The following is a 24,163-nucleotide window of genomic DNA, read 5'->3' on the forward strand; positions in this document are numbered from 1 at the left end:
AATGCGCTTCTATGGAAGATAAGAAAGAAAAATATGCAAACTCTATAGTAGATGACAATAAAGATTGGTATGCCATTAGGTTGTATACTGTGAAACTAGAAGATGCCAATACATTTTTTACAGAAAATGGTATAGAGACTTTCATTCCAAAACAGTATGTGGCTGAAGAAAGCAAACAAGGTAAGGTGCATAATAAACTAAAACCTGTTGTGAGGAATATTATCTTTGTACAGAAAACTATGGAAGAAGCTTGTTTTAAACGTCTGGTATACGAGGCAGATATTAAGATGAGTGTATATACTAAACCCGATAATAATAATGAATATTATACCATTCCTCACGAACAAATGTACGAATTTCGTTTAATGTGTAATCCAGAAATAGAGCTTAGAAAGTTTATTCCAACTGAAGAAGCACGGCTAAAAGCAGGCGACGAAGTTTTTGTAAAATACGGACCTTTACGAGGAATGAAAGGAAGATTGGTTAGATCGAGCAAGAAGTATTATCTTTTAAAAGAAATTCCAGGAATCAGCATTATGCTAAAAGTTTCTCGGTGGTGTTGTGTTCCTACAAATGAAATGTATAAATAATTATGGAAAGTAAGGCAAAGCTAATGAGTATTCTATCCAATTTACGTAAAAAACAATGCAATATTATTGGCGAATACACTAATATGCCTTATTACGAACGTGAAAAAAACATTGGTTCGCTTTTATAAAAACTAATATCTGAAGCTACCAATTCTAACATAAAACATAAAAACAATGGAACACAACACTATGCCTAAAGAACTTTTAAACGATGTTGCATGGTCGTTTGCACAAAAGCGTTTCGGTTCTTTACCAGAATTTGCAGAAGCATTAGCAGAATATAATGCGGAGATATTCGAAAAACCATTTACCGATGTTTGGACAAACAAGTTGCAATTAGTGGGAAACAGAATATTAATTCAGTACGAATATTGGGACGATGAGGAAGAAGACATTATAGAAGAACAAATAATGTTGCAAGCCGACAACAATAAATATTTCACTACAGCCGAATTGCTTTATAAAGTTCATAACGAAGTGCACGACAAGTTAGAAGGCGATGACCATATATTCTTCGAAGGATTGGAATTATTTGATAACGAATCGGAAGAATATCCCGGCATACCTTACTATTTCATTTTTCAAGGCAGTTAGGAAAGTCCTACTTTATTGCTATAAAAACTCTATTAAGTTTGCTTCGTAACAATAAGTACGCACCAATAACATTTGCGAATATTGTAGAAAATAATCGTGAATGTTAAATTATAAGTAAGAGAAAAACACAACTATTGTAAGCACTTAAACTATATTTATAAGAAAGAAATATGCTAAAATGAATACACAATATTTTTCTCTTGATATTCTTTTGTTTTTCTTATGATATTGTAGTATCTTTGTAAGTATTAAATAGTTTTATTTACACGTAAATAAAACTTTATCTACACGTAAGTAAAACTTTACTTACACGTAAGTAAAACTCTACTTACACGTAGATAATACAATTTAATAAGCATTGCGCTGTTACAACATACGCATATAGTTATAATGGAAACATAATAAAAATATAATAGAATTTATATATGAGTGTAGATTATAAACTTTTAAAGAGCTACAGCAAATTGCCAAACAAAACAGAATATAGAGCAGTTGTTGTTGAAAACCAGAAGATTGGGTTAAGAAGAATAGCCGACACTATAGAACAAGATATGTCGCTAACAAGTGCCGATATAGTTGCAGCCGAAGCTGCTTTGCGCGACGAGATTGTTAGAAACTTAATGTTGGGCAATAGTGTACACCTACCAGGAATTGGGCATTTCTCTCTGTCGGTAGATGGCGACGTATACGAAGACCCTCGTACACACCACCATCGGCTACGCAATGCCAAAGTAAAAACGGTGAAATTCCGCCCCGATAAGGAAATGATAGATTCACTCAGGAAAACCGAGTTCGTAAACGTAACCTACAAACACGGCTCATCAGACGTGCCCACAGAGAAAGAAATAGACGAGGCTATTGAAGCCCTGCTCTCTAAAAAGCCTTTTATAACAGTAGCCGATTTTCGTAGTCATCTTAATTTATCATCTACTTATGCGTATCGTATAACGGCACAATTAGCAAAAGCAGGCAAACTTTGCGACATTGGCTCAGGTCGTAGCAAGATATATGTGCGTGGCGAGGCAAGAGAAGAGTAATGCAATATTTATAATAAGGTAATGGCTAAATGGTAAAAAATAGACGTCAATCTGTAGATTAATACATATAAAAAGGTGCTTATGGATATGAAAAATAAGAATATAGTAGATTCGCCTTATTTTGAGTTTCTAAGATATTGTTTACGAGAAGATGAAGCAGAACCCAAAGGAATAGCTAATATAAATTGGGATAGGCTATACGATTTTGGCAAAAAACAAGCAATACTTGGTGTTTTATATCATGGACTTCAACGACTTTCCGCTTCAGACTATCGCCCCAATCGGCAACAAGTTTTAAAGTGGTATAGTACTTATCTTTCTATTGAAAAAGCAAACAGACAAGCATATAAAGATGCATCGGCTCTGACAGAACTTTTGTATAAAAACTATGGCATTAAAGGTTGTGTGTTGAAAGGGCAAGCAAACGCTTTAATGTATCCAGACCCTTATATGCGCACACCTGGAGACATAGATTTGTGGACAGATGCAAAGACTTTAGATATAATACGTGTTTCGCGCAAACTGGATAAGAGCGGAGAAATTGGTTATCATCATATAGAGCTGTCGTATTTTAAAACTCCGGTGGAAATACATTTCTTTCCTTCTTTTATGGGAAATGTGTGGCACGAATATAAGTTAAGACGTTTCTTTAATTCACGTAAAGAGGCTCAATTTAAAGTGTCTACATTGTTACCAGATAATTTAGGCTCAATTGGTACGCTTACAGACGATTTTAATAGAGTTTTTCAGCTATCGCATCTTATGCATCATTTCTTTTTCGAAGGTATTGGATTACGTCAGATGATAGACTACTATTATCTATTGAAGCGAGGACTTACAGATGACGACCGCAATGAAACAAACAGAGTTTTAAAACAAGTAGGCATATATAAGTTTGCATCAGCGGTTATGTATGTTATGAAACATATTCTTGGAATAGACGATAAGTTTCTCCTAATACCACCAAACGAGCGTATTGGCAGAATTCTTGTTTCGGAGATGTTGCAGGGGGGTAATTTTGGCTTTTACGATAACCGCTATTCTTTCGCAGGTAAATCTGTCTATGCTCAATATTTTGTAGAAATATATAGGAATTTACACTTTGCTTTCGATTTTCCTTCAGAAACATTATGGGGGCGTCCCATCTCTCGTTGGTGGCACATGATTTATAAGGCGTGGCTACGCCGACAATTGAAAAAGAAGAGTTAGCTACAATTAGGAAGAATGGAAGTTTATAAAGTCTTGAAAGAAATTCTTTATTCCTTCAGCACAAATTCAACAGTGTCCGTCCAATTTAGTTTATAAGTAAGATTGCTGAATATAACCAAAGTAGGCTGGAAATAACCAGCCTACCATTTTGTTTATTACATTTCTATTTCTTTTTTGTTCTATCGCTGCGCACATAATCAACGTAAGCGTAGGCAGGTGTGTCATCGGTTTCAGCACGTTCTTGTCTTGTTTCCACTTCCCAAGTTCCATCGTTATATTCTGGAAAGAAGACATCGGCATGGGGAGGAATACCTTCTATTTCGGTAAGATAAAGGCGGTCGGCTACAGCCAGTCCTTCTTTGTATAAACTTGCGCCGCCTATGATGAAAGCTTCTTCGTTGTCGGCAATGTGCTTTAGAGCTTCGCTAAGAGAGGTGTAGACGTCGCAGCCTGGAAAATTGGTTTCGGTGCGACTTAATACAATGTTTCTGCGATTGGGTAATGCACCTTTCGGAAGTGAGTGGAATGTGCGTCGGCCCATGATAACGGTATGTCCTGTTGTGAGTTGTTTGAACCTGCGAAGGTCTTCTTTTATAAAGTAAACCATATCGTTATTGTAACCGATGGCACGATTTTTTGCTACTGCAGCAATTATGTTTATTTCCATATTTCTTTGTGTGTTGATTTTGTTTTAAACCGATACTTCGGCTGCAATATGTGGATACGGGTTGTAGTCTATCAGTTCGAAATCCTCGAATTTGAAGTCGAATATGCTCTTCACATCAGGATTTATCTTCATTTTTGGCAGTGGGCGAGGTTTGCGTGCAAGTTGTAACTTTGCTTGTTCCAGATGGTTCAGATACAAGTGTGTGTCGCCAGTTGTGTGTATAAATTCGCCAACTTCAAACCCAGTAACCTGTGCCATCATCTGCAACAAGAGTGCATAAGATGCAATGTTGAATGGTACACCAAGGAAGGTGTCGGCAGAACGTTGATAAAGCTGAAGAGAGAGTTTGCCGTCGGCTACGTAAAACTGGAATAAACAGTGGCAAGGAGGCAGTGCCATGTCATCTACTTCTGCTGGGTTCCAGGCAGTAACGAGCATTCGGCGAGAGTTCGGGTTGTTGCGAAGTGCGTCTACAACTTGTTGAATTTGGTCGATAGTTCCACCTTTATAGTTAGGCCACGACCGCCATTGGTGTCCGTATACAGGACCAAGTTCTCCGTTTTCGTCTGCCCATTCGTTCCATATTCTTACTCCATGTTCTTGCAAATATTTTACGTTTGTATCGCCCCTTAAGAACCATAACAACTCGTAGATGATACTTTTAAGATGGAGTTTCTTCGTAGTAAGAAGAGGAAAACCTTCTTGCATGTTGAAACGCATTTGATGTCCGAATACCGATAGTGTGCCAGTTCCTGTGCGGTCGCCTTTCTGAGCACCTTCGGTAACAATGCGATGAAGTAGGTCGAGATATTGTTTCATGTTGTATGTCTATGTTAGAATGATCTGTTCGTTGGGAATATGGCTACTTTTTATGCGCCATTCTTGTGGATAAAGGTTGTTGGCACGATTGCCAAGATTGTTTGCAAAACCTATAGCATGTCCACGATAGGTAAGGGTTACAATACCTTTGGGAGCAACTGCAGAAAGCATAATAGCTTCGTGGCGAAGATATTTTATCGCTGTTTCGTAGTCAATTTCTACATTTGGATAACTGCTTCTGTCGCCATTTATTGCGAGTGCCAAACTATGGTCGGGTATTATTTTCTTGCCTTTGATGATACCTTGCTTTACTCCGTGCACCATAATTTTCAGTTTCTTATTGGCTTCTGCCACGAGTTTCTCTGCATTTGGCTCAAGATTTGTGCTTGTTCCACCTTTCTTTATAATAGCCATAAACAAGCCTTCGCCTTGTGTAAAGCCAGGAATAAACCGATAAACTGGAAAAGGTTTGTCTTCTCCTAACGGATTGTTGATGAGTGAACCCGTTATGTTCCAAGTCTTTTCAGTCGGTACTTCCAATAGCTGCGCATCATATTCGTTTAATATCCACGCAACGTTTTCCTCGTTTTCATGAGCATTGAACGTACAAGTTGAATAGATAAGCAAACCTCCAGGCTTAAGGTTATCCCATATATCAGCTATAATGCTGCGTTGTAGTTTCCAACAATTCTCTACATTTTGCTCGCTCCATTCTGCAATAGCCTGTGGGTCTTTGCGAAACATTCCTTCGCCTGAACAAGGAACATCTGCTACAATGACGTCAAAAGAGAGTTTCGTTTTCTTGTAATCTCGTGGATAATTATTGGTAACAACCACATCGGAGTGACCAAACTTCTGAATATTTTCTGCTAATATCTGCGCACGTTTATTGATAGGCTCGTTTGATAACACAATGCTTCCTTCTTTAATTGCTGTTCGTGCGCAAGTCGTTTTGCCCCCAGGAGCAGCACAAAGGTCGAGTAGGGCAACAGGTTTTCTTACTAAGTGGCGTAGAACATGAGATAGGAACATTGATGAAGCCTCTTGTACATAATATGCCCCAGCATGAAACAGTGGATCGAATGTAAAGTTGGGACGTACATTTAAATAAAAACCTTCTTTACACCACGCTATAGGAATGGGCTCAAAACTATTTGCAATTTGTGTAGTTTCGCTTGTCTTAAAAGGATTTAGACGTATGCTAACGGACGAAGATTGCTGTAAACCTTTGAGAAAAATGTTGTAACGTTCCTCTCCAAACAATTGCTTGGTGTAAACTTCAAAAGCCGTTGGAAGAGTAATTCCAACGACTTCTTTGTTTAAACTTGTTTCAATAGTTTGATAGTTCTTGCTCATTATAACTCCTGTTCAGATGTTTATTTGAAATCGAAATATACATCGCCTTCGTCTTCTAAGCGTTCTTTTTCTTTTGGTTTAGGCGGATTTTTTAAGTTGCCCTTATCGTCGAACATTCCATAAGTAGTGCGTAGAACAGTAAATTCAGTACGGCGATTCATCTGATTGGCCGTTTCTTGCTTATCCTTTGGTAGTGCTTTTATAAACTCCTCAGTTAGCACATCGCCCTCTTTTAACCACGGATTTTTCTCTGCTACCTTTTTGCGAATTTTCTTTGGCTTTTCTTTTCCATATCCTACAGGCGACAAACGTTCTGCTGCAATACCTTTCTTTATAAGATAAGTAACCACCGCATCTGCACGACGTTGCGATAATCGCTTGTTATAATCTGCTGAACCTTTATAGTCTGTGTGGGCTGAAAGCTCAATAGTAATGTTCGGGTTTTCTTCAAGAAGCTTCACAAGTTTATCCAAAGCTGCTTCCGATTCAGGACGGAGTGTAGCCTTATCAAAGTCGTAGAAGATGTTATCAATCAATACGGGTACACGAATACTTGCCAATGGGAATTGCAACGTGTATTCTTTTGACACTGTAACAGGATCAACTTTTAATTCTTCTTTATGGTTTAAATAGCCTTGACAGGTTGCCAAAACTATATAATTCACGTTCGGACGTATTTCTTGTTCAAATGATCCATCACCCTTTACTGATAGTTTTAAGTTTGTTCCATCGTCGCCTACCAAGAAAACTTGAGCAGCAGGAAGTTCGTATCCTTCCATTTCGTACACCCAGCCCTTAATGGTTTGTACCACTTCGGGAAGTTCAAAACTATAAATATGGTCCCATCCACGAGCGTCTCCACGATTTGAAGAGAAGAAACCACGATTGTGTTTACCTTCAAATGTCATACCGAAATCATCTCCCTGTGAGTTTAAAGGAAAACCAGGGTGCTCAATATGATAACGTCTATCTTTACCTACCTTGGCAATAAATATGTCTAAACCGCCCAAACCGCCATGCCCATCTGATGAAAAATAAAAATCACCATTAGGTCGGAAAGTAGGAAACATCTCATTTCCTGCTGTGTTAATAGGTGCACCAAGATTCTCTACACCTCCTGTTGTACCGCCAATGAGACGTACACGCCAAATATCAAGTCCTCCTTTACCACCAGGCATATCGCTGACAAAGTAAAGCCAATTGCCATCTGGTGATAGGGCAGGATGTGCAAAACTCGACAAAGTGTCGCGTGTGATTTCCAATTTCTTAGGCTTTCCCCATGCAGCATCAGCACGACTGCTTACAGATATTTGTGCAAAGCGAGGGTAAGTAGGGTCCGTTAGACATTGTGTTATATACACTTCCCTACCATCAACAGAGAATGCAGGTGTCCCTTCGTCTGCTTCAGAGTTCAGTCCACTTTCAATTGCATGAGGAATTCCCCATTTCCCTTTTTCGTCTTTCTCACTAACAAAGATGTCACCAGGCTTAACTCCAGTAATACCACTAATTTCATCGCCTTGCGCTTCATTGCGGGTAGAGGTAAAATAGAGTTGATTATACTGATCGCCAAACAACATTGGTGAGTAGTCTTGCCTACGCGAGTTAAACTTATCCATCTTTTTAACTTGATAATAAGAACCTTGTTCTTTTATTGTAGGAGCCTTAGTAGCTGCAGCTAAACCCTCTCTTGCTATATCGTTGTCGGGCATAGAGTCTAAAGCAATACTATATTCTTTTATTGCTTCTGGATAAGCGCCAGCCTTCATGAGGTTGGCAGCCAACTTTAAGTGTGTATCTTTGTCGTCTTGTTTATATCTAATAACATTTCGATAGGCTGCTATAGCCCTTTGTGACGCACTAATTTGATCGTAACAAAATGCCATTTTTGCAGCTAATTGACCTCTTTGTGTACGATCCTTAGCTGGAGTACGCTGGTAAGCAGTCTTGAATTGTGTCGCTGCATCGTAGTATTCGCCTATGGCAAGAAACTTTTCCCCTTTCTTTATATTCCTATCAATGCCACAACCAAAAAGAAATAATGCAATGGTGCACAATACAAATAACCTAAGAATCTGTGTATAACAAAGTCTTTGGTATTTTATTTTGATGTTTGCAAGTTGGCGTATATTCATATTATATTAAACGTAGCAACATTAAATATATTGCAAGATAGTACGTTTCTATTTCTTCTTAATTCTATGTGCTTTGTGCCGCTTCACCAATCTTTCTGTTAGAACTATCAGCAAGCACATCATTTACAATCTTAGAAATTTGTTCTTTTAATTCGTTTATAAATTGTGCGGCATCATATTTCTTTTGTTCAATATCACGTAACTTCTTTTCCCAAATACCAGTAAGTTCTGCAGAGGTAAGTAATTTCTCATGGATGGTATCTATAAGCGCAATTCCTGTATCTGTTGCAATTAGGTTTTTGCGTTGTCTACGAATATAAGTGCGTTTGAAAAGAGTTTCAATTATTCCTGCACGAGAGGAAGGACGCCCAATCCCATTCTCTTTTAGAGCTGCTCTTAGTTCTTCATCGTCTACTAATTTTCCAGCTGTTTCCATCGCACGTAGCAATGAAGCTTCTGTATAATATTTTGGAGGAACTGTCTGTTTCTCAGTGAGAGTAGGAGAGTGTTCTCCTTTTTCTCCCTTAACAAATGTAGGAAGTGTCCTCTCTGCATTTTCATTATTCTCTGTTGCTTCTGTTACTGTTTGCTTTTCTGTTTCTTGGTTATAAACTACTCGCCACCCTTCGTCTAGTATTTCTTTTCCAGAAGCTTTAAATTCTATTTCGTCTACCTTGCCAAGAACAGTGGTTGTAGAGAATTTGCATTCGGGATAGAATACTGAAATGAAACGTCTTGCAATAAGGTCGTACACATTTCGTTCTGCATCGTTTAATCCTTGAGGAATTACATTAGTAGGTATGATAGCATGGTGGTCGGTTACTTTTGACGAATCAAATACTCGTTTACTTTTAGGAAGAGGCTTACCGCCTAAAGGCTTTACTAATTCTGCGTATGGCTTCTTTGCTGCAAAAGAGGTTTGAAACAATGTATTCATTATTTTTGGACACTCTTTGAAAACGTCGTCTGTGAGATATTGTGTATCAACGCGAGGATATGTGGTATATTTCCGTTCGTATAGACTCTGAATTGTATTGAGTGTCATTTCAGCAGAATAGCCAAATTTACGGTTACAGTCTACTTGTAAAGAAGTTAAATCGTATAATTGCTTAGGTTGTTCGGCACCTTTTTTCTTTGTTACACTGGTTACTTCAAATGGTTTATTTTCTATTAATGCAAAGGCTTCTTGTCCTTCTTCTTTTGAAGTGAACTTTCCTTTAGTAGCCGTAAACTGAGTATCTCGATAAATAGTTGCCAATACCCAATAAGGTTCTGGTTTGAAATTGTCTATTTCTTTCTGTCGTTCTACAATCAAAGCCAACGTAGGTGTCTGTACACGACCTATCGAAAGCACTTGAGCATTCTTGCCAAAACGATTATTTCCATACTTTAATGTGTAAAGACGTGTGGCATTCATACCGAGTAACCAATCGCCAATGGCACGTGAAAGTCCTGCTAAATAAAGTGGTTCATAATCTTTTTGGTCTTTCAGGTTGGCAAATCCGTTGCGTATAGCCTCATCAGTCATTGATGAAATCCATAATCGTTTTACAGGACAAGCTACTTTTGCCTTTTGCATTACCCAACGTTGAATAAGTTCTCCTTCTTGTCCGGCATCACCACAGTTAATGATTTCATCTGCATTTTGATAGAGGCGTTCTATGATAGCAAACTGTTTTTTTATTCCTTCGTCCTCTATTAGTTTTATTCCAAATCTTGCTGGAATCATAGGAAGTGCTGCTAAACTCCAATGTTTCCAATTAACAGCATAGTCGTTAGGCTCTTTTAGTTCGCACAGATGTCCGAAGGTCCATGTTACTTGGTAACCATTACCTTCCATATATCCTTCTTTAGAACTTGTTGCACCAAGTATTCGAGCTATATCTCGTGCCACACTTGGCTTTTCTGCAATGCAAACTTTCATACTGTTTTCTTATTATTCTGTGAAGTTACTCTTATAAACCTTTTACACAATACGAATGGATTATGTAGGCTTAGCGTAAAAGCAAAGATAAGAGCAAGAGATAATATATTATCTCTGCTCTTGTATTATGTGTACTTGTACGATATTATCTTAACTATTTCAATTTTAAAGTTAGTCGTTAATTATGTCAGCATCTTCTATATTCTCGTTTGTAGGCATCTCTACACCATTCACAACTTTAGAGTCCTCTATTTTGTTGTATGCGCGCTTCATTTGGTTTATCTTAATTGTATTTATCAATTCTACAACACCATAAAACATAAGGCACCACCCTATAATCTTAAGAGGCAGAGTTGCAGCTTCTATAGGTTGTGCAATGACATATATACCAATGCTTAAGGTTATTGTTGGGAATATCCAAAAAAGTATAGGTACGCGAGCAAATTGGCGAGAGCTTGCAAGATTAGTAAATTGGTTGATTGCGCCTAAAATTAAAATTGCTGCGAAAATATAAACCACCCAAGTAATAAATTGATTCGGCATTAAGGTTAAAATTATTCCTAACACAGCACAACCTATTCCTACAATAGGGAAGATGGGCTTTACGGAATTTTCAGTACTGTCTTTATTATCTGATAGAGGTGATGTTTTTAATATCTTCTCTCGTTCAAAATAGTATACTAAACACGAAATTATGCCTGAAATGAAAAACATAATTCCTGCAGCAATTGTTATCCAGGTCATTGTTTCCAGCCTATACTTAACCAATAATATACCGATAACGATAGCCACAACTGAGCGAATGATAGAACTTTGGATTAATCTCATATTTCTTTGTTTTATTGGAATAAAGAACCTTTTTGTCCTTTCTTCATTTGTTTTGTGCAAATGTACGAAATAATTTAAACTCTATTGCTTAAATAGCATTTTTTTATTATTTTTGCATTAGAAACAAAATGAGAGTATGACTACAATTTATTTGGTACGGCATGGTGAAACCTTTGATAATGTACGCCATATAATGCAGGGACAGACCCATGGGCAATTAAATGAAAATGGTATAAAGCAAGCACAAGAACTTGGGAAAAAACTTGTTGATATACATTTCGATGCGTACATATCAAGCGATTTACAACGTAGTTTTGACACTTGTAAATGGATAGTAGGAGAAAGAAAAGCATCACAGATTGTTTGTACCCAGCTTTTGCGTGAACGTGATTGGGGAAGTTTTACAGGAAGGTATATTCCAGAACTTGCCAATTTGAATAATCCCTCGGAATGGCCTGATGATATAGAGACATTAGATGAATTGAAACAACGTGCAAACCATTTTTTAGATTGGATAAAGTCTGAATATCCTGACAAAGTAATTTTAGCCGTAGGACATGGTATAATTAATAAAGCTATACAGAGTGTGTTTTACGATAAGCCCATGAACGAGATAGCTGTTATGAAGAATGCTGATATAAGAATTTTACAACTTATTTAGGTCGCTTATTAATACGAATTGCTCATAAAGTTCTTGACAGATTGTATCTTATTGTAGAATAAATAGATTGGTTTTATAATGGGAGTTTAATGGAATAAAATGAATTATTAGATGTAATGAGATAACAAAAAAATACCTGGGCGTAATAAATCTACTAAACTATTTTTATTCGTATACATTGGCTCAAAGGCAAAGAAATGAAAGTTATTATAATTAGTGCCTGCTGGTTATTCAACAATTTAATAGAACGTCTTAAGTCTTCATAAAAGCAGTTAGATGTTAGTAAGTTTTGTTTTAGATATCTCTCGTGTTCGTCTCAGATATCTGTAACATACCTTTTAGATATCTATCAGTTGTAATTTAGATATCATAACCAACCACAACCTTTAGGAGGTTATATTTTATAATACTTGGTAGATATTAATTCTACTGAAGATTTATGAAACCCTTTATTCGCATTGTCTGTTTGTATTTATCAATAAAGGATTGCGGTTCATAAAAAAATAGAGAGCCTCCATATCACATGGAGACTCTCTAAATGCCTAATTCCTTAACTGTATAAAATAATGCGACTTTCTTTCTGCATCGCATAATAAGTATTAGTACCTATCAATCATTTTTATATATGTAATATGAGTTATAGTAAATGGCAAGGCTTATCTATGTCCGCCAAAGCGTGAATTTCCATTAAATGAACTACCAAATCCTCTTCCTGGAATATTGAAAGGGCGATCGCTGTTTCTAGATGGTGTAAACGATCTATTCGGTGTCGGTCGTGTAGAACTACCTCCAAAGCTACGACTACCTCCAAAGCTATTAATTCCTGTATCGTTACCAAATCGATTAGCACCACGTGAGACAGTTGTTCTTGTAGAACTCCTTCGTGGAGTATCATCGAAACTCTTGTTCGTATTGTTTCCGAAATTTCTTTCTTGTTGATTACCGAAACTTCGTGTTCTATCAGTTTGTGGAATATAATTATTTATATTTTGATATCCCTGCCTATACATTCCGCGTTGATAGTTATCGCGCATTCCTAAATATCGTCCTCTATTGTTATAACTAACATATCTACGACCACTATACCAACTACGTCCCTCATTCATTCGCCAACTATGACCACCTCTGTAAACAGCATATATACGTGGACGACCAAAATAGAAATAATCGCGACGTGGATATCTTGCATACACACTCAGATACCAATAGCCTGCATCCCACCATAAAGGTTTATAAAAGTAAGATGCTTCTATAAAAGACCGATATTGCCAATCTAATAAGATATAGCTTAAATCGAGATTTCTGTGTGTCCAATATGTTCCAAAGAGGTCATCGGTAGTATTTATACTCATTAGATAGTCTAAATTCACTTCGAATGCGGCTTCGTATTGTTCTTCTGTTAAGTTAAGCTCGTATGCCATCTTATCTGTTAAGAATAATGCCTGCGAACGAGCATGTTCATAACTCATAGAAAATACAGAACCCACTATTGTGAATAGCGCTATTAAAACTATTATAAATTTCTTCATACTCTCTTCTTTCATCATTACATAGTATGGAAACACTTATGTTTTGATGTTGCAAAGAAACAAACTTTATTCTATATAAGAAAAGGATTTTCCCTAAACAGAAAAGGATTTTCCCTAAATGAAACTTATCTGCTTTTATATATAATTTTATTTCTCACTGTGTAGGTTGAATAGCATATTTATATGTGTTCTTTTGAGTATTTAGACTTTTTAGTGGAAATGAAGTCATAATTTTATGGTTCACATTACTTTTACATCTTAGTAATGTTGCGTAAAATAATCAGTACGCATCTAAGTTTAGCAAGGGAAGATAATCTCTTTCCACGTCAATAATAAGTATATAGAATAGGTAAAACTATCAAAAGTATTAAAAGTTGAGTTTAATTCTACCATACTATCTAATAGCGCATTTGATGGATTTGGAGGTAAAATAAATACCGAATTACTCTTAAGGTAACTCGGTATTTACAATCATTCACAAGAGAATGGAAGTGATCTCGAACATCGTTTATCTTTTTCTTCTTTTATTCTTCCCGAAGAAATTAAAGAAAACAGGTTTACCATTAAGTCGTCTATAAAGTTTCCAGCCTAATAGAACAGCGTCTGCTATGCCCATGCCAGTAGACATGAAGTTTGAAACTCGTTTTGTTGGCGTTGAAGAATTACGTGTCTTATGGAAAACATCATTCCATAAATTCTCTATTTGGTTACTTTCCTTTGTAATATCGGTAAGTAATTGTGCTTTGCGCAAACGAATATCATTTAAATTCTGATATGCAGGACTATTATCTGAATTACTATACATAAGTACTTTATTTAGACATCAATAAACTCACCAAAAATCTAACAAGTGGTCGTTGGATAAGTCGTTGACAGAATAATAAAATGATAATTAGAAACACCAGATAGATTCCACCAATTATAAGAAAGGCATAAGCTAGTGAACCTACTAATGGTTGTAATGCATAAGCAGCTGCGAACGAAAAGTAGATAGCTGTGATAGACAATAATCCTACTATTGCAATTAAAATGGCAAAAGCAGTAAGTAAGCGTACCATTTTTTCTATTATATCAAGCTTTACATATTCTGTCTGAAGCCCAATATAATGTTTAAATCGCTCTATGAGTCTTGCAAGAGTTTCTACATTATTATCGTTCGAGAACATTCTTCTTTAATTTAAAGTGTATCAGATGCTGCGTCTTTGATATCTTCAACGAATTCTTCTGCTTCTTTTCGGCTGAGCTTAATATCATGCTTGTTGCAGAAATCATCTACAGCATCAGAAATTTTAGTACGTGTGTCAGAACCTTTTTCAGGTGCCATTAAAATACCTAATGCAGCACCTGCGATAGCGCCCCCAATAAATGCGCTAATATAACCTAATGTCTTCATAATTTGTCAGTTTTTTTGTTGAACATATATTTATCAAACGCAAATATAATATTTTATTCTGGACTATGATGGATAACTCTGTTTATTTAGTGTTAATTTTCTTATAAATAATTTATTTAACAAACTTTAGATAGTAATATTACTATAAATTGCCATTAAAGTTGTAATTTCGCACAATCAAATTTTTGAAATAAAACGATTTATTAAGTATAAGTAAATATAAATGGATATGAAGAAATTGATGATTTTTGGTGCAGCTATTTGTGTTGCAATGGCTTTTACTGGCTGTAAATCGAGTGAGAGCGCATATAAGAAAGCTTATGAAAAAGCAAAAGCACAAGAGCGCACTGGTTATACAACAGAAGAAACTGCTACTGGATCATCAGATGTTCCTGTAGTTGCTCCTGTTGAAACACAGCCAGTAACAGATACACATGTTGAAGATAACTACGACAACGAACCTGTTCGCCGTGAGAATGTATCGGTTGTAGAAGGAACTGGTTTGAAAACATATAGCGTTGTTGTTGGCTCGTTCGGCGTAAAAGCCAATGCTTATAATTTCCAAGGACGTTTAAAAAATGCAGGATACGATGCGCAAGTAGCATTTAATAGTGGAAATAATATGTATCGTGTAGTAGCTACCACATTCGATAGTAAAGCTTCAGCTGTTCAAAGTCGAAATCAGTTGCGTAGTCAATATCCAGATGCTTGGTTGCTTTCTAAATAATGGGTAGAATTCTATCTATTGATTTTGGAAAGAAACGAACAGGTATAGCAGTAACCGACCCTTTGCAAATTATTGCAAATGGTCTAACTACTGTCGCAACTTCTGAATTATTCGATTTTCTCAAAACATACGTAGAACAAGAAAACGTAGAACGTATAGTGATAGGTCGTCCATTGCAATTAAATGGGCGACCTAGTGAGAATTTGGCAAGAGTAGGGCAGTTTGTTAAAACCTGGCAGAAAACAATGCCAACTATCCCTATTGACTATTATGATGAACGTTTTACTTCAGTAATTGCTCACCAAGCAATTATTGCTGGAGGTGTTAAAAAGAAAATGCGTAGAGAAGATAAAGGACTTGTAGATGAAGTTTCTGCAACAATTATCTTACAAGATTATATGCATTCAAAGAATATCTAAAAAATCTTATTGAATACGTTCACGCATCTTCATATATTAAAAGATTATAAAATGATATTACCAATATATACCTTAGGACAACCTGTACTGAGGAAAGTGGCAGAGGATATACCTTTAGATTATCCAGGATTACAACAATTGATTACAGATATGTTTGAAACTTGTGCTGCGAGTGATGGCATAGGTTTGGCTGCACCACAAATAGGGAAAGCAATTCGTGTTGTAGTAATAGACTTAGATGTTATATCTGAGCATTTCCCAGAATATAAAGGTTTTCGACATGCTTTCATTAATGGGCATATTTTAGAATTCGATGATTCTGTAACCGATACGATGGAAGAAGGCTGTTTGTCGTTACCAGGAATACATGAGAATGTAACCCGTCCTACTCGTATTCGTGTAAAATACTTAGATGAAAACCTGACAGAACATGATGAGTGGATTGATGGGTATTTAGCACGAGTAATTCAACATGAGTTCGATCATATAGAAGGTAAAGTTTTTACCGATAGAATTTCGGTTTTTCGCAAGCAAATGATAACAAAAAAGTTGAAAGCATTAATTTCTGGCAATTTTAATTGTCGCTATAAAGTAAAACCAGCGAGCCGAAAGCGATAAAGAGAATAAATGTTTCGGTTTTTTGTAATATTCATATTTGCTTTATTTGCATCACCTTCCTCTGCTCAATATAATATTAAAAGGTTGATGGAGGAAGGGCGGAACTCTCTTAGCAATGGATATTATATAAGTTCTTTAGATATATTTCAGCGTATTGTTGCATTAAAGCCTAATCTATACGAAGCATGGTATTTGATGGCTTTGTCTAAATATCACCTTGAAGATTATAAAGGTGCGTATGAAGATTGTGAGAAGGCATTAGAACTACAACCATATATTGCCGATATTTATGATTTGTATGGGCTAATCTGTATCCATGAAGAAAAATATGACAAAGCTGCTGATGCCTATACTAAGGCAATAGAGATAAATAACGATAATCGAGAGTTCTGGTTTAATCGTGCATATAGTTTGTATATGAAAGGCTGTCCTAAAGAGGCTTTACAACAATTATCTTCTGTTCTGAAACGGTGGCCTGATTTATCTGTTGCCCAAGCCTTATGGAATGATATAAAATTAGGGAAGAAGCCTATAAAGAAGAATTCTCAGAAATCAGGAAGTAAGTATCTAAGATATAGTCTACCGAAAAATATACCAGAGTTATTGCAATGGAAAGAAAGGCCTCCTAAGTTGTAATAGCTAAGATGTTCTGATGTGTATTATATTGTAATTTCCTAATAAATAAGGATTGTGTAGTTGTTTGACTTTCACTATCTTTGCAACCATTAAATAATATTAGGTTAATACAATAAAAGTATGAACAAATTTTTACTTACATTCTTATGCACTACACTTCTGCCCACATCGCTGTTAGCTGATAAGAAAACAGAAGCGAACGACACATTACACACTTACGACATAGAGGAGGTTTATGTTTACGACCAACCTAAAGAAACTTACCGGCTTAGTCAGCAACCATTAAACAGTACGACCTTTAGCCGGCTTCAGCTAAATAGTCTTAATACACAAGATCTTCGCCAACTTTCGGCTTTTGTTCCTTCGTTTGTAATGCCCGAATATGGCTCACGTTATACCTCTTCTATGTATATGCGTGGAATTGGTTCACGAGTAAATTCACCTGCTGTAGGAATGTATGTAGATGGAATGCCTATTCAGAGTAAAAGTGCTTTCAATTTTCATACATACGATATAGATAGAGTAGATGTGCTTCATGGACCGCAAGGAACACTTTACGGAATGAATACCGAAGGTGGATTGATTCGCCTATATAGTAAGAATCCGTTTGAGTATCAAGGAACAGATCTTAAACTCTCGCTTGGTAATAAGTTTTGGCGTAAGGCAGAAATAGGACATTATGCGAAGTTGAATGCTAAAACAGGACTTGCTATTTCTGCTTTCTACGATGGCCAAAATGGTTTCTTCACAAACAAATATAATGGCAAACATGCCGATAAGTATAATGAGTTTGGTGGAAAGGCTCAGTTACAATGGATTCCAAACCAGCGTCTAAATCTTAGCTTTGTGGCAGACTATCAGTATGTCAATCAAAATGGCTTTCCATACGGACAGATTGTAACGAAGGAACAAATTGCTGCGGCTAACATAACATCGCCTTATTATGGACTTGAAGCTGGCACACAAGCTCCAAACCAAAATCGTCCAAGTGCTTATAAGCGTAACATTTTGAATACTGGAGCTAATATAAAGTATAATGGAAATGGCTTTGTATTAAATTCTATGACGTCTTGGCAGTTCCTTCGCGATGATATGAAAATGGATAACGATTATCTCCCTTATGACTATCTACATTTAGAGCAGCGACAACTACAAAACTCCGTTGTAGAAGAACTTTCTGTTAAAAGTAAAAATAAAAGTCGTTGGCAATGGGCATTTGGAACTTATGCTGCTTATCAATGGTTACGAACCGATGCACCTGTTTATATGGGAAGCGATATGAATAAGTTTCTTTCTAAACATATAACCGACTATGCTTATAATGGTATGCTTGCTGCAATGACTAAGCGATTGGCTGCAGATATGATAAAAAGAGGAATACCAGAAGATAAGGCTATGGAAGCTGCTGCTATTGCAGCAAAGGCTGCAATAGCAAGAGCTGGTGGTGTAAGAATTAATATGCAGATGGAACCTATATCTGAATTATTCCGAACACCAACTTTCAACTTGGGACTTTATCATGAAAGTAATATAAACATTACTAATCATTTGCGTGCAACATTGGGACTACGGTACGATTATTCACACGTTGCTATCCATTATGATACTTCAGCACGTCTTCTGTTAGATGAAAGTGTAATGGGAATAAACATAAAGCCCACAATAACTTCTACACTTGCTCACAACGAAAAGAACCATTTTAAACAGCTGTTACCTAAAATAGGCCTCACCTATCAATTAAATGATGGTAGCAATGTATATGCAACTTGGTCTAAGGGATATCGAGCAGGAGGCTTTAATATTCAGATGTTCTCTGATATTTTGCAAACTGAACTTTCTTCGGCTGCACAAGGTGCACGAGGCGATGTTGATGTAGAACATGACGAAGCTTATTATAATAACATAGCAAAGACGATAGCATATAAACCCGAAACGAGTTTTAATTATGAAATTGGTGCACATTTAAACTTGCAAGGTGGACAAATGAGACTAGATTTAGCTGCCTACTATATGCAAATAAAAAATCAGCAATTATCTGTTCTAGCGAACAATTATGGATTTGGCAGAATGATGACTAATGCTGGGAAAAGTCATTCGTGCGGTGCTGAAGCAACATTGCGTGGTGGTGCACTTAACGATAAACTCTCTTATGGCGTAAGCTATGGATTTACAAGTGCAACATTCGATGAATATAGCGAAACAAATGCTACAGGTGTTAAAATAAACTATAAAGATAAGCGAGTTCCATTTGTACCACAGCATACTCTTTCTGCAAATGCAGACTATCTTATAAATGTTGATCCTGCGGCTCTACTCGACCCAACAAATAAATTTCATCTACGTTCTGTAACCGTAGGGTTGAATATGGTAGCACAAGGTAAGACCTATTGGGACGAACTAAACACAATTGCACAAAACTTCTATGCCACAGTGGGCGCACATGCCGATGCTAACTTTGGTTCAATGCATATAAATTTGTGGGTTCGTAATCTTACCGATACTAAATACAATACCTTTGCTGTACAAAGTGGAGCAACTGGCACAAAGTATACCTTTGGTCAGCTTGGCAATCCCTTCCAGATAGGTGTTGATATATCTCTCCATTTTTAAAACTAACATTGTCTTAGAAAAAAATGAAGATTGCTTGTGGCAAGAATAAGAATGCTACATAAATAATGAATATTACTGTTAGAAACAAAGACCGTCAGGCTCGGCGAGAGTAGGGCGGTCTTTTTTTATATTGCTATAATATCGGCGTATAAGTCATTTTGCAGACCGATTATTTTGAACTACTTTTTTGAATTTAAATGAGACTTCTATCTATGAAATCATTATGATTATACTGTGCTCTTTCAAGTTGTGAGTTAATTTCTTCTAAAGATACACCTGAACATTACGTCTATGCCATTCTTTTCAACATCTGAGCTGTTGCAGAATATACTGCTTCTTATTCATAAACATTTCAAATGCAGCAAATGCTGTAAATAAGAGTATACTGTGAAGTTTCAGCCTACCAAATGTCCATTACACCCAGATGCAATAACACCAGATAACCCAACCATATATTTAGAATCAAAATTTATATTACGTGCAAAGATACACAACAATACGAACGTGCCATAGTTGTTCCACTATATTCTTTTGCTTCTTATATATATTCATAACACTCTTATAGGCAATAGACATTATTTTCTAAAGCTACGTATTGTTTTATTTACGTGTAAGTAGAGTTTTACTTACACGTAAATAAAGTTTTACTTACACGTAAATAAAACTTTACTTACATGTAAATAATAATATCTAATCAGTATCTTGTTGATACCGAATGGTATATAACTAGTAACGGATACATGAATAAATTGCATCAGGGCAATGTATTGCCGAAGATTATGGTGCAGTCTCTGTACCATAATCTTCGCATACAATGATGTTTATACGTATAGGTCTAAAATAAAAGGTGGACTTGCTTAGCAAATCCACCTTATATAATAATTAATTATATAATCTTAGAAGAATAAGTAGCGATTGTCTACAACCTTTGCGTTTAATACTAGATCTTGCATAAATCCGCTTGCAGCCTGCATATTTTGTTGCATACACATTTGCATTTGCTTAGCTTCGTTGTACTGAACACCTGCTCGCATAGCTTTGTTTACTACTTGGAAAACATAAACACCAGCATTACCCTTGACAGGATTCTTCGAGAATTTTCCTGTGGCTGTAGCTGCTACCGCACCAGAAAGTGCTGGCTCGGCTGCACCTGTTGCTTGAACAAATACAGGAGAAGCAAATGTTATTTGTTTAACTTCGCTAATCTTAGCGCCTTTTGATTGTGCGGCTGCTATACTGCCAATACCTTTGAGTTTAGCAATAAACATCTCGGCTTTCTTATCCTTGATAACCTCACGTTTTAAAATATCTTTCACTTCAGCATCGTCCCATGGGCGGTAACCTTGTGGATGTATTTTTGTTAGCACAACAACCATAAAGTGGTCGTTATCACCACATTCGTATAACTGCGATATATCACCTTCTTTTGCTTCAAAGAGCCATTTTAATGCCTCGCGAGTTCCATGAATACCTGCAAGATAGTGTTCTGCAGTTGTTATATTCTTATTTTCCTGAACCTTATAGCCAAATTTTGCTGCATTCTTTTCTAAGTCTGCAAGTGTTCGTCCACCTGCTACATATTCAGAAAATTTATTGAAAGCTGCACTACGAGTATCTTTAGAGAAATCAATAGTTTTCTTTATGATAGCTGCAGTTGTCTTCGTCTTCATAGCCTTTTTATCTAGCACTTGAAGAATTACGTTACCCTGTGAGAGAGCTAAGTTCTGAATATTATTTACAGCTCCATTCATAATTGCATTAATGAATTGACGATTATCTTCGTTCATCGTAGTGGCTTGCTCGTATTGCTGACCTGTAAACCAAATTTTCTCACCTGTTTGACCATAACGTTTAGCAATAGCATCGAAATCGGCTCCTCCGTCTAAAGCCTTCTGTATTGAGTCTGCCTTTGCAATAGATTGTTCTTTTGTAGCTGCTGCGACCTGAATCTGACGGAACTGAACAGAATCGGGTAACTGTTCCTTGTTTAATACACGTATAATATTTAGAGTATTATCTTCTTTATTCTCTATTACATTTGTAGTTCCAACGCCTAAAGAATCTATCTTACCCGCAATGTCTGGATATGCTTGATAAGCACTACTACTTACAGGCAAACCAATGTATGGAATGAGACTACCACTTTTGCTGACAATAAGAGCAGGATCTGTAGCAGTTGCTAATTGTTTTTGATAAGCAATCATCTCCTTATTAATACTGTTACGATCTGCTTGACTTGGCAAGATTTTATAATCTACATACTTTATATCACGGCTTTCTACTGTCTGACGGAACATAGGTTTAAGCTCTTCGTACTTTGCCTTTAGATCTTCATCAGTATACTTCACATCAGCATCTTTTACAGACGTATATGCCATAGATGCCAATTGGATTTGTGCTTCCTCATTTTCATCTTTGAATGCAAGTTTTGCTTCTGCTTTGTTAGAAAGAATGCAACTTGCATAAAGAGTTTGGAACTTCTGACCTAAAAGTTGTGCACGAAGGTTCTTTTCAACAAACATCCAATAGTTATAAGCTGTCTTCATTTGCTCAGCTTGTTGAGGATTTGAAGCTTTAGCCTTTTCGTAGCCATCAAGGAATTGTTTAAGTATGGTTACATCAAACCGGCCAGTTTGTTGATTAATGAAAGGAGTTTGTGATAACATAGGGTCTGTACCATCATTCAGTACATTTTGTAGCTCTTTCTCTGTAACAGTTAAGCCAACCTTTTGCGCATCAGTTTCGATAACACGATTTGTTATCAGTTGTTGCCACACTTGGTCTTTAACTTGATTGAGCTCGGTTTCTGACAAGTTATCACGTTGCATTGTAAATTTAATAGCATCTTGATACTCATCGAATAACTTTTGGAAGTCTTGCACATTAATTTTCTCTCCTAAGACTTCACCTACTTGTTGCCGTGCTTCACCTTTAATTCCATTACAAGAACGGAAAGCTTCTTCGGCAATAAATGCAAAAAGTCCTAAACTGATTATAATAATCAGCGTAACGCCTTTGCTTCTGATTTTTCCTAATGCTGCCATTTCTATTTTATTTATTTTTGATTTATTTCTTTTATAGATGAAAAAATTGCGTACAAAAATACAAATAAAAAGATAATTAAGGTAATAATTCTCAAAGAAAATGTGCTAATTGTAGACTTTTAGTTTCACAAGTTCTATCTTTGTCATTGTATTCTTGATAATTTTAAATTCGTATCTCCCTATCTTTATTAATTCATTTAATTTTGGAAAGCTTTGATACTCATGCAGAATGAATCCACTTATCGTCATATAATCATCACTTTCTGGCAGATCCAAGTCGAACATTTCGTTTACTTTCTCAATTTCTAAACGTGCAGATAGAATATACTCATTGTCTGCAATTTTCTTTGCAATATACTTTGCATTGTCGTGTTCGTCTTCTATATCTCCAAATATTTCTTCTACGATATCTTCTAATGAGACAATACCGCTCGTACCCCCAAATTCGTCAATCACTATACCCAAACTCTTCTTTTGTTGTAAAAACATGTGCATCAGTTTCTGGGCTGTCATTGTTTCTGGTACAAAAGGCATTTTTCGTATATGTTCACGCCATACCTTCGAATTCTTAAACATTTCAGAAGAGTGAATATAACCCTCTATATGGTCGATATTACCTTTATAGACAACAATCTTTGAATTTCCACTTTCTATGAATTTCTGTTGTAGTTCTTCTGTTGAACATGTTATATCCACTGCTTGTATCTCAGTACGAGGTATCATACAGTCTTTAACCTTCGTATCCGTAAATTCTAATGCATTCTGGAAAATTTTGACTTCTTCTTCTATTGTCCCATCATCTTTGGCATCATCAATAGAACTCTGTAGCAGATAATCCAAGTCTACTTTCGTGAAAGTATTATCGCTTTTCTCTTCATCTATCTTTACTCCTATTAACTTTAGCATAATATGTGCCATAAAAATAGATAAACGACTAATAGGCCATAAGGTTATAAAAAATAAATATGCCAACGGAGCAAAGAAAGATAATAATGTGTTAGGATTACTTTTGAATATGACCTTTGGCATAAACTCACCAGTAAACACAACTATGATAGTAGATAATACTGTATTTAAAAGAACCTGTGTAACAGGAGAGTAAGATAAAAATAAAGTGGTGTTAAAGATATTTGCAAACAATATTCCATATAGGACTAAAACTATATTATTGCCCACTAACATCGTAGAAACGAATCCATTAGGATTACGATAGAATATTTGCAAACATTTTTGTGCTATTCCATTCTTTTCTTTATCCATTTCTACAAGCATCCTATTGCTCGAGATAAAGGCTATCTCCATTCCTGAGAAGAACGCTGAAAGAATCAGAGAAATGAATATTCCAATTATTAAACTGATATCCAATG

The 24,163-nt window shown here is 36.2% G+C and carries 23 protein-coding genes; 11 read left to right on the forward strand and 12 right to left on the reverse strand.

The annotated features are described in order from the left end of the window. The first annotated feature begins 11 nt into the window (after positions 1-11). From DX009_RS05020 to DX009_RS05035, 5 genes are all read left to right on the forward strand, one after another. The gene (locus DX009_RS05020) at positions 12-590 is read left to right on the forward strand and encodes a UpxY family transcription antiterminator (protein ID WP_115083222.1); all 579 of its coding nucleotides are present in this window, start codon (positions 12-14) and stop codon (positions 588-590) included. Between the two features lie 2 nt (positions 591-592). Beyond that, entirely contained in the window at positions 593-718 is a 126-nt protein-coding gene (locus DX009_RS13735) for a hypothetical protein (protein ID WP_262510427.1), read from the forward strand. 46 nt (positions 719-764) lie between these two features. Next, complete coding sequence (locus tag DX009_RS05025) at positions 765-1,184, forward strand: hypothetical protein (RefSeq protein ID WP_115083223.1); 420 nt, start codon at positions 765-767, stop codon at positions 1,182-1,184. 425 nt (positions 1,185-1,609) lie between these two features. Beyond that, positions 1,610-2,221: an HU family DNA-binding protein gene (locus DX009_RS05030; RefSeq protein WP_006044973.1), complete on the forward strand. Its 612-nt coding sequence runs from the start codon at positions 1,610-1,612 to the stop codon at positions 2,219-2,221. A gap of 81 nt (positions 2,222-2,302) precedes the next feature. Beyond that, the gene (locus tag DX009_RS05035) at positions 2,303-3,430 is read left to right on the forward strand and encodes a nucleotidyltransferase family protein (protein ID WP_115083224.1); all 1,128 of its coding nucleotides are present in this window, start codon (positions 2,303-2,305) and stop codon (positions 3,428-3,430) included. A 163-nt stretch (positions 3,431-3,593) separates the two neighbouring features. Here the strand turns inward: DX009_RS05035 and DX009_RS05040 are convergent, their stop codons facing one another. From DX009_RS05040 to DX009_RS05065, 6 genes are all read right to left on the reverse strand, one after another. Further along, complete coding sequence (locus DX009_RS05040; protein ID WP_115083225.1) at positions 3,594-4,097, reverse strand: dihydrofolate reductase; 504 nt, start codon at positions 4,095-4,097, stop codon at positions 3,594-3,596. A gap of 24 nt (positions 4,098-4,121) precedes the next feature. Further along, entirely contained in the window at positions 4,122-4,916 is a 795-nt protein-coding gene (locus DX009_RS05045; protein WP_115083226.1) for a thymidylate synthase, read from the reverse strand. 9 nt (positions 4,917-4,925) lie between these two features. After that, a complete protein-coding gene (locus DX009_RS05050) occupies positions 4,926-6,272 on the reverse strand; it encodes a methyltransferase RsmF C-terminal domain-like protein (RefSeq protein ID WP_115083227.1) in 1,347 nt (448 codons plus the stop codon). A 20-nt stretch (positions 6,273-6,292) separates the two neighbouring features. Continuing rightward, positions 6,293-8,407, reverse strand: a complete 2,115-nt coding sequence (porE, locus tag DX009_RS05055; RefSeq protein WP_115083228.1) for a PorE family type IX secretion system protein — start codon at positions 8,405-8,407, stop codon at positions 6,293-6,295. A 64-nt stretch (positions 8,408-8,471) separates the two neighbouring features. Beyond that, positions 8,472-10,331 (reverse strand): DNA topoisomerase 3, encoded by a 1,860-nt coding sequence (locus DX009_RS05060; protein WP_115083229.1) that lies wholly within the window; start codon positions 10,329-10,331, stop codon positions 8,472-8,474. Positions 10,332-10,502: 171 nt separating this feature from the next. Further along, positions 10,503-11,159, reverse strand: a complete 657-nt coding sequence (locus tag DX009_RS05065; protein WP_115083230.1) for an HdeD family acid-resistance protein — start codon at positions 11,157-11,159, stop codon at positions 10,503-10,505. Between the two features lie 136 nt (positions 11,160-11,295). On the opposite strand from DX009_RS05065, the gene DX009_RS05070 reads away from it, so the two are divergent. Further along, a complete protein-coding gene (locus tag DX009_RS05070; protein ID WP_115083231.1) occupies positions 11,296-11,820 on the forward strand; it encodes a histidine phosphatase family protein in 525 nt (174 codons plus the stop codon). Between the two features lie 656 nt (positions 11,821-12,476). Here the strand turns inward: DX009_RS05070 and DX009_RS05075 are convergent. From DX009_RS05075 to DX009_RS05090, 4 genes are all read right to left on the reverse strand, one after another. Further along, a complete protein-coding gene (locus tag DX009_RS05075; RefSeq protein WP_115083814.1) occupies positions 12,477-13,349 on the reverse strand; it encodes a hypothetical protein in 873 nt (290 codons plus the stop codon). A 508-nt stretch (positions 13,350-13,857) separates the two neighbouring features. Next, a complete protein-coding gene (locus DX009_RS05080; RefSeq protein ID WP_115083232.1) occupies positions 13,858-14,154 on the reverse strand; it encodes a hypothetical protein in 297 nt (98 codons plus the stop codon). 7 nt (positions 14,155-14,161) lie between these two features. Then, on the reverse strand, positions 14,162-14,515 hold the full coding sequence (locus DX009_RS05085) for a phage holin family protein (RefSeq protein ID WP_115083233.1): 354 nt from the start codon (positions 14,513-14,515) through the stop codon (positions 14,162-14,164). 11 nt (positions 14,516-14,526) lie between these two features. After that, positions 14,527-14,742, reverse strand: coding sequence for a YtxH domain-containing protein (locus DX009_RS05090; RefSeq protein WP_006044961.1), 216 nt, complete (start codon positions 14,740-14,742; stop codon positions 14,527-14,529). A gap of 229 nt (positions 14,743-14,971) precedes the next feature. On the opposite strand from DX009_RS05090, the gene DX009_RS05095 reads away from it, so the two are divergent. The 5 genes from DX009_RS05095 (at position 14,972) to DX009_RS05115 (ending at position 19,752) form a co-directional block, all read left to right on the forward strand. Then, entirely contained in the window at positions 14,972-15,469 is a 498-nt protein-coding gene (locus tag DX009_RS05095) for an SPOR domain-containing protein (RefSeq protein WP_040595593.1), read from the forward strand. Further along, positions 15,469-15,888: a Holliday junction resolvase RuvX gene (gene ruvX, locus DX009_RS05100; RefSeq protein ID WP_006044959.1), complete on the forward strand. Its 420-nt coding sequence runs from the start codon at positions 15,469-15,471 to the stop codon at positions 15,886-15,888. The genes DX009_RS05095 and ruvX overlap by 1 nt, the downstream gene beginning before the upstream one ends. Before the next feature lie 51 nt (positions 15,889-15,939). Continuing rightward, positions 15,940-16,506 (forward strand): peptide deformylase, encoded by a 567-nt coding sequence (def, locus tag DX009_RS05105; RefSeq protein ID WP_006044958.1) that lies wholly within the window; start codon positions 15,940-15,942, stop codon positions 16,504-16,506. A gap of 9 nt (positions 16,507-16,515) precedes the next feature. After that, positions 16,516-17,142: a tetratricopeptide repeat protein gene (locus tag DX009_RS05110; protein WP_276630997.1), complete on the forward strand. Its 627-nt coding sequence runs from the start codon at positions 16,516-16,518 to the stop codon at positions 17,140-17,142. Positions 17,143-17,262: 120 nt separating this feature from the next. Beyond that, positions 17,263-19,752: a TonB-dependent receptor gene (locus DX009_RS05115; protein ID WP_115083235.1), complete on the forward strand. Its 2,490-nt coding sequence runs from the start codon at positions 17,263-17,265 to the stop codon at positions 19,750-19,752. Between the two features lie 896 nt (positions 19,753-20,648). Here the strand turns inward: DX009_RS05115 and DX009_RS05120 are convergent. Continuing rightward, a complete protein-coding gene (locus DX009_RS05120; RefSeq protein WP_115083236.1) occupies positions 20,649-22,796 on the reverse strand; it encodes a peptidylprolyl isomerase in 2,148 nt (715 codons plus the stop codon). Between the two features lie 105 nt (positions 22,797-22,901). Then, entirely contained in the window at positions 22,902-24,161 is a 1,260-nt protein-coding gene (locus DX009_RS05125; protein WP_115083237.1) for a hemolysin family protein, read from the reverse strand. Positions 24,162-24,163: the final 2 nt, after the last annotated feature.

This window comes from Prevotella pallens (assembly GCF_900454935.1).
In the GTDB taxonomy this organism is placed as follows: Bacteria; Bacteroidota; Bacteroidia; order Bacteroidales; family Bacteroidaceae; genus Prevotella; species Prevotella pallens.

Bases quoted from the DNA above. Each gene is read 5' to 3' on its own strand.
- ruvX (WP_006044959.1), top strand. From the start codon at position 15,469: ATGGGTAGAATTCTATCTATTGATTTTGGAAAGAAACGAACAGGTATA.
- DX009_RS05065 (WP_115083230.1), bottom strand. From the start codon at position 11,159: ATGAGATTAATCCAAAGTTCTATCATTCGCTCAGTTGTGGCTATCGTT.
- DX009_RS05090 (WP_006044961.1), bottom strand. From the start codon at position 14,742: ATGAAGACATTAGGTTATATTAGCGCATTTATTGGGGGCGCTATCGCA.
- DX009_RS05045 (WP_115083226.1), bottom strand. From the start codon at position 4,916: ATGAAACAATATCTCGACCTACTTCATCGCATTGTTACCGAAGGTGCT.
- porE (WP_115083228.1), bottom strand. From the start codon at position 8,407: ATGAATATACGCCAACTTGCAAACATCAAAATAAAATACCAAAGACTT.
- DX009_RS05020 (WP_115083222.1), top strand. From the start codon at position 12: ATGGAAGATAAGAAAGAAAAATATGCAAACTCTATAGTAGATGACAAT.
- DX009_RS05075 (WP_115083814.1), bottom strand. From the start codon at position 13,349: ATGAAGAAATTTATAATAGTTTTAATAGCGCTATTCACAATAGTGGGT.
- DX009_RS05120 (WP_115083236.1), bottom strand. From the start codon at position 22,796: ATGGCAGCATTAGGAAAAATCAGAAGCAAAGGCGTTACGCTGATTATT.
- DX009_RS05035 (WP_115083224.1), top strand. From the start codon at position 2,303: ATGGATATGAAAAATAAGAATATAGTAGATTCGCCTTATTTTGAGTTT.
- DX009_RS05050 (WP_115083227.1), bottom strand. From the start codon at position 6,272: ATGAGCAAGAACTATCAAACTATTGAAACAAGTTTAAACAAAGAAGTC.
- DX009_RS05030 (WP_006044973.1), top strand. From the start codon at position 1,610: ATGAGTGTAGATTATAAACTTTTAAAGAGCTACAGCAAATTGCCAAAC.
- def (WP_006044958.1), top strand. From the start codon at position 15,940: ATGATATTACCAATATATACCTTAGGACAACCTGTACTGAGGAAAGTG.
- DX009_RS05040 (WP_115083225.1), bottom strand. From the start codon at position 4,097: ATGGAAATAAACATAATTGCTGCAGTAGCAAAAAATCGTGCCATCGGT.
- DX009_RS05070 (WP_115083231.1), top strand. From the start codon at position 11,296: ATGACTACAATTTATTTGGTACGGCATGGTGAAACCTTTGATAATGTA.
- DX009_RS05060 (WP_115083229.1), bottom strand. From the start codon at position 10,331: ATGAAAGTTTGCATTGCAGAAAAGCCAAGTGTGGCACGAGATATAGCT.
- DX009_RS13735 (WP_262510427.1), top strand. From the start codon at position 593: ATGGAAAGTAAGGCAAAGCTAATGAGTATTCTATCCAATTTACGTAAA.
- DX009_RS05095 (WP_040595593.1), top strand. From the start codon at position 14,972: ATGAAGAAATTGATGATTTTTGGTGCAGCTATTTGTGTTGCAATGGCT.
- DX009_RS05025 (WP_115083223.1), top strand. From the start codon at position 765: ATGGAACACAACACTATGCCTAAAGAACTTTTAAACGATGTTGCATGG.
- DX009_RS05110 (WP_276630997.1), top strand. From the start codon at position 16,516: ATGTTTCGGTTTTTTGTAATATTCATATTTGCTTTATTTGCATCACCT.
- DX009_RS05115 (WP_115083235.1), top strand. From the start codon at position 17,263: ATGAACAAATTTTTACTTACATTCTTATGCACTACACTTCTGCCCACA.
- DX009_RS05080 (WP_115083232.1), bottom strand. From the start codon at position 14,154: ATGTATAGTAATTCAGATAATAGTCCTGCATATCAGAATTTAAATGAT.
- DX009_RS05085 (WP_115083233.1), bottom strand. From the start codon at position 14,515: ATGTTCTCGAACGATAATAATGTAGAAACTCTTGCAAGACTCATAGAG.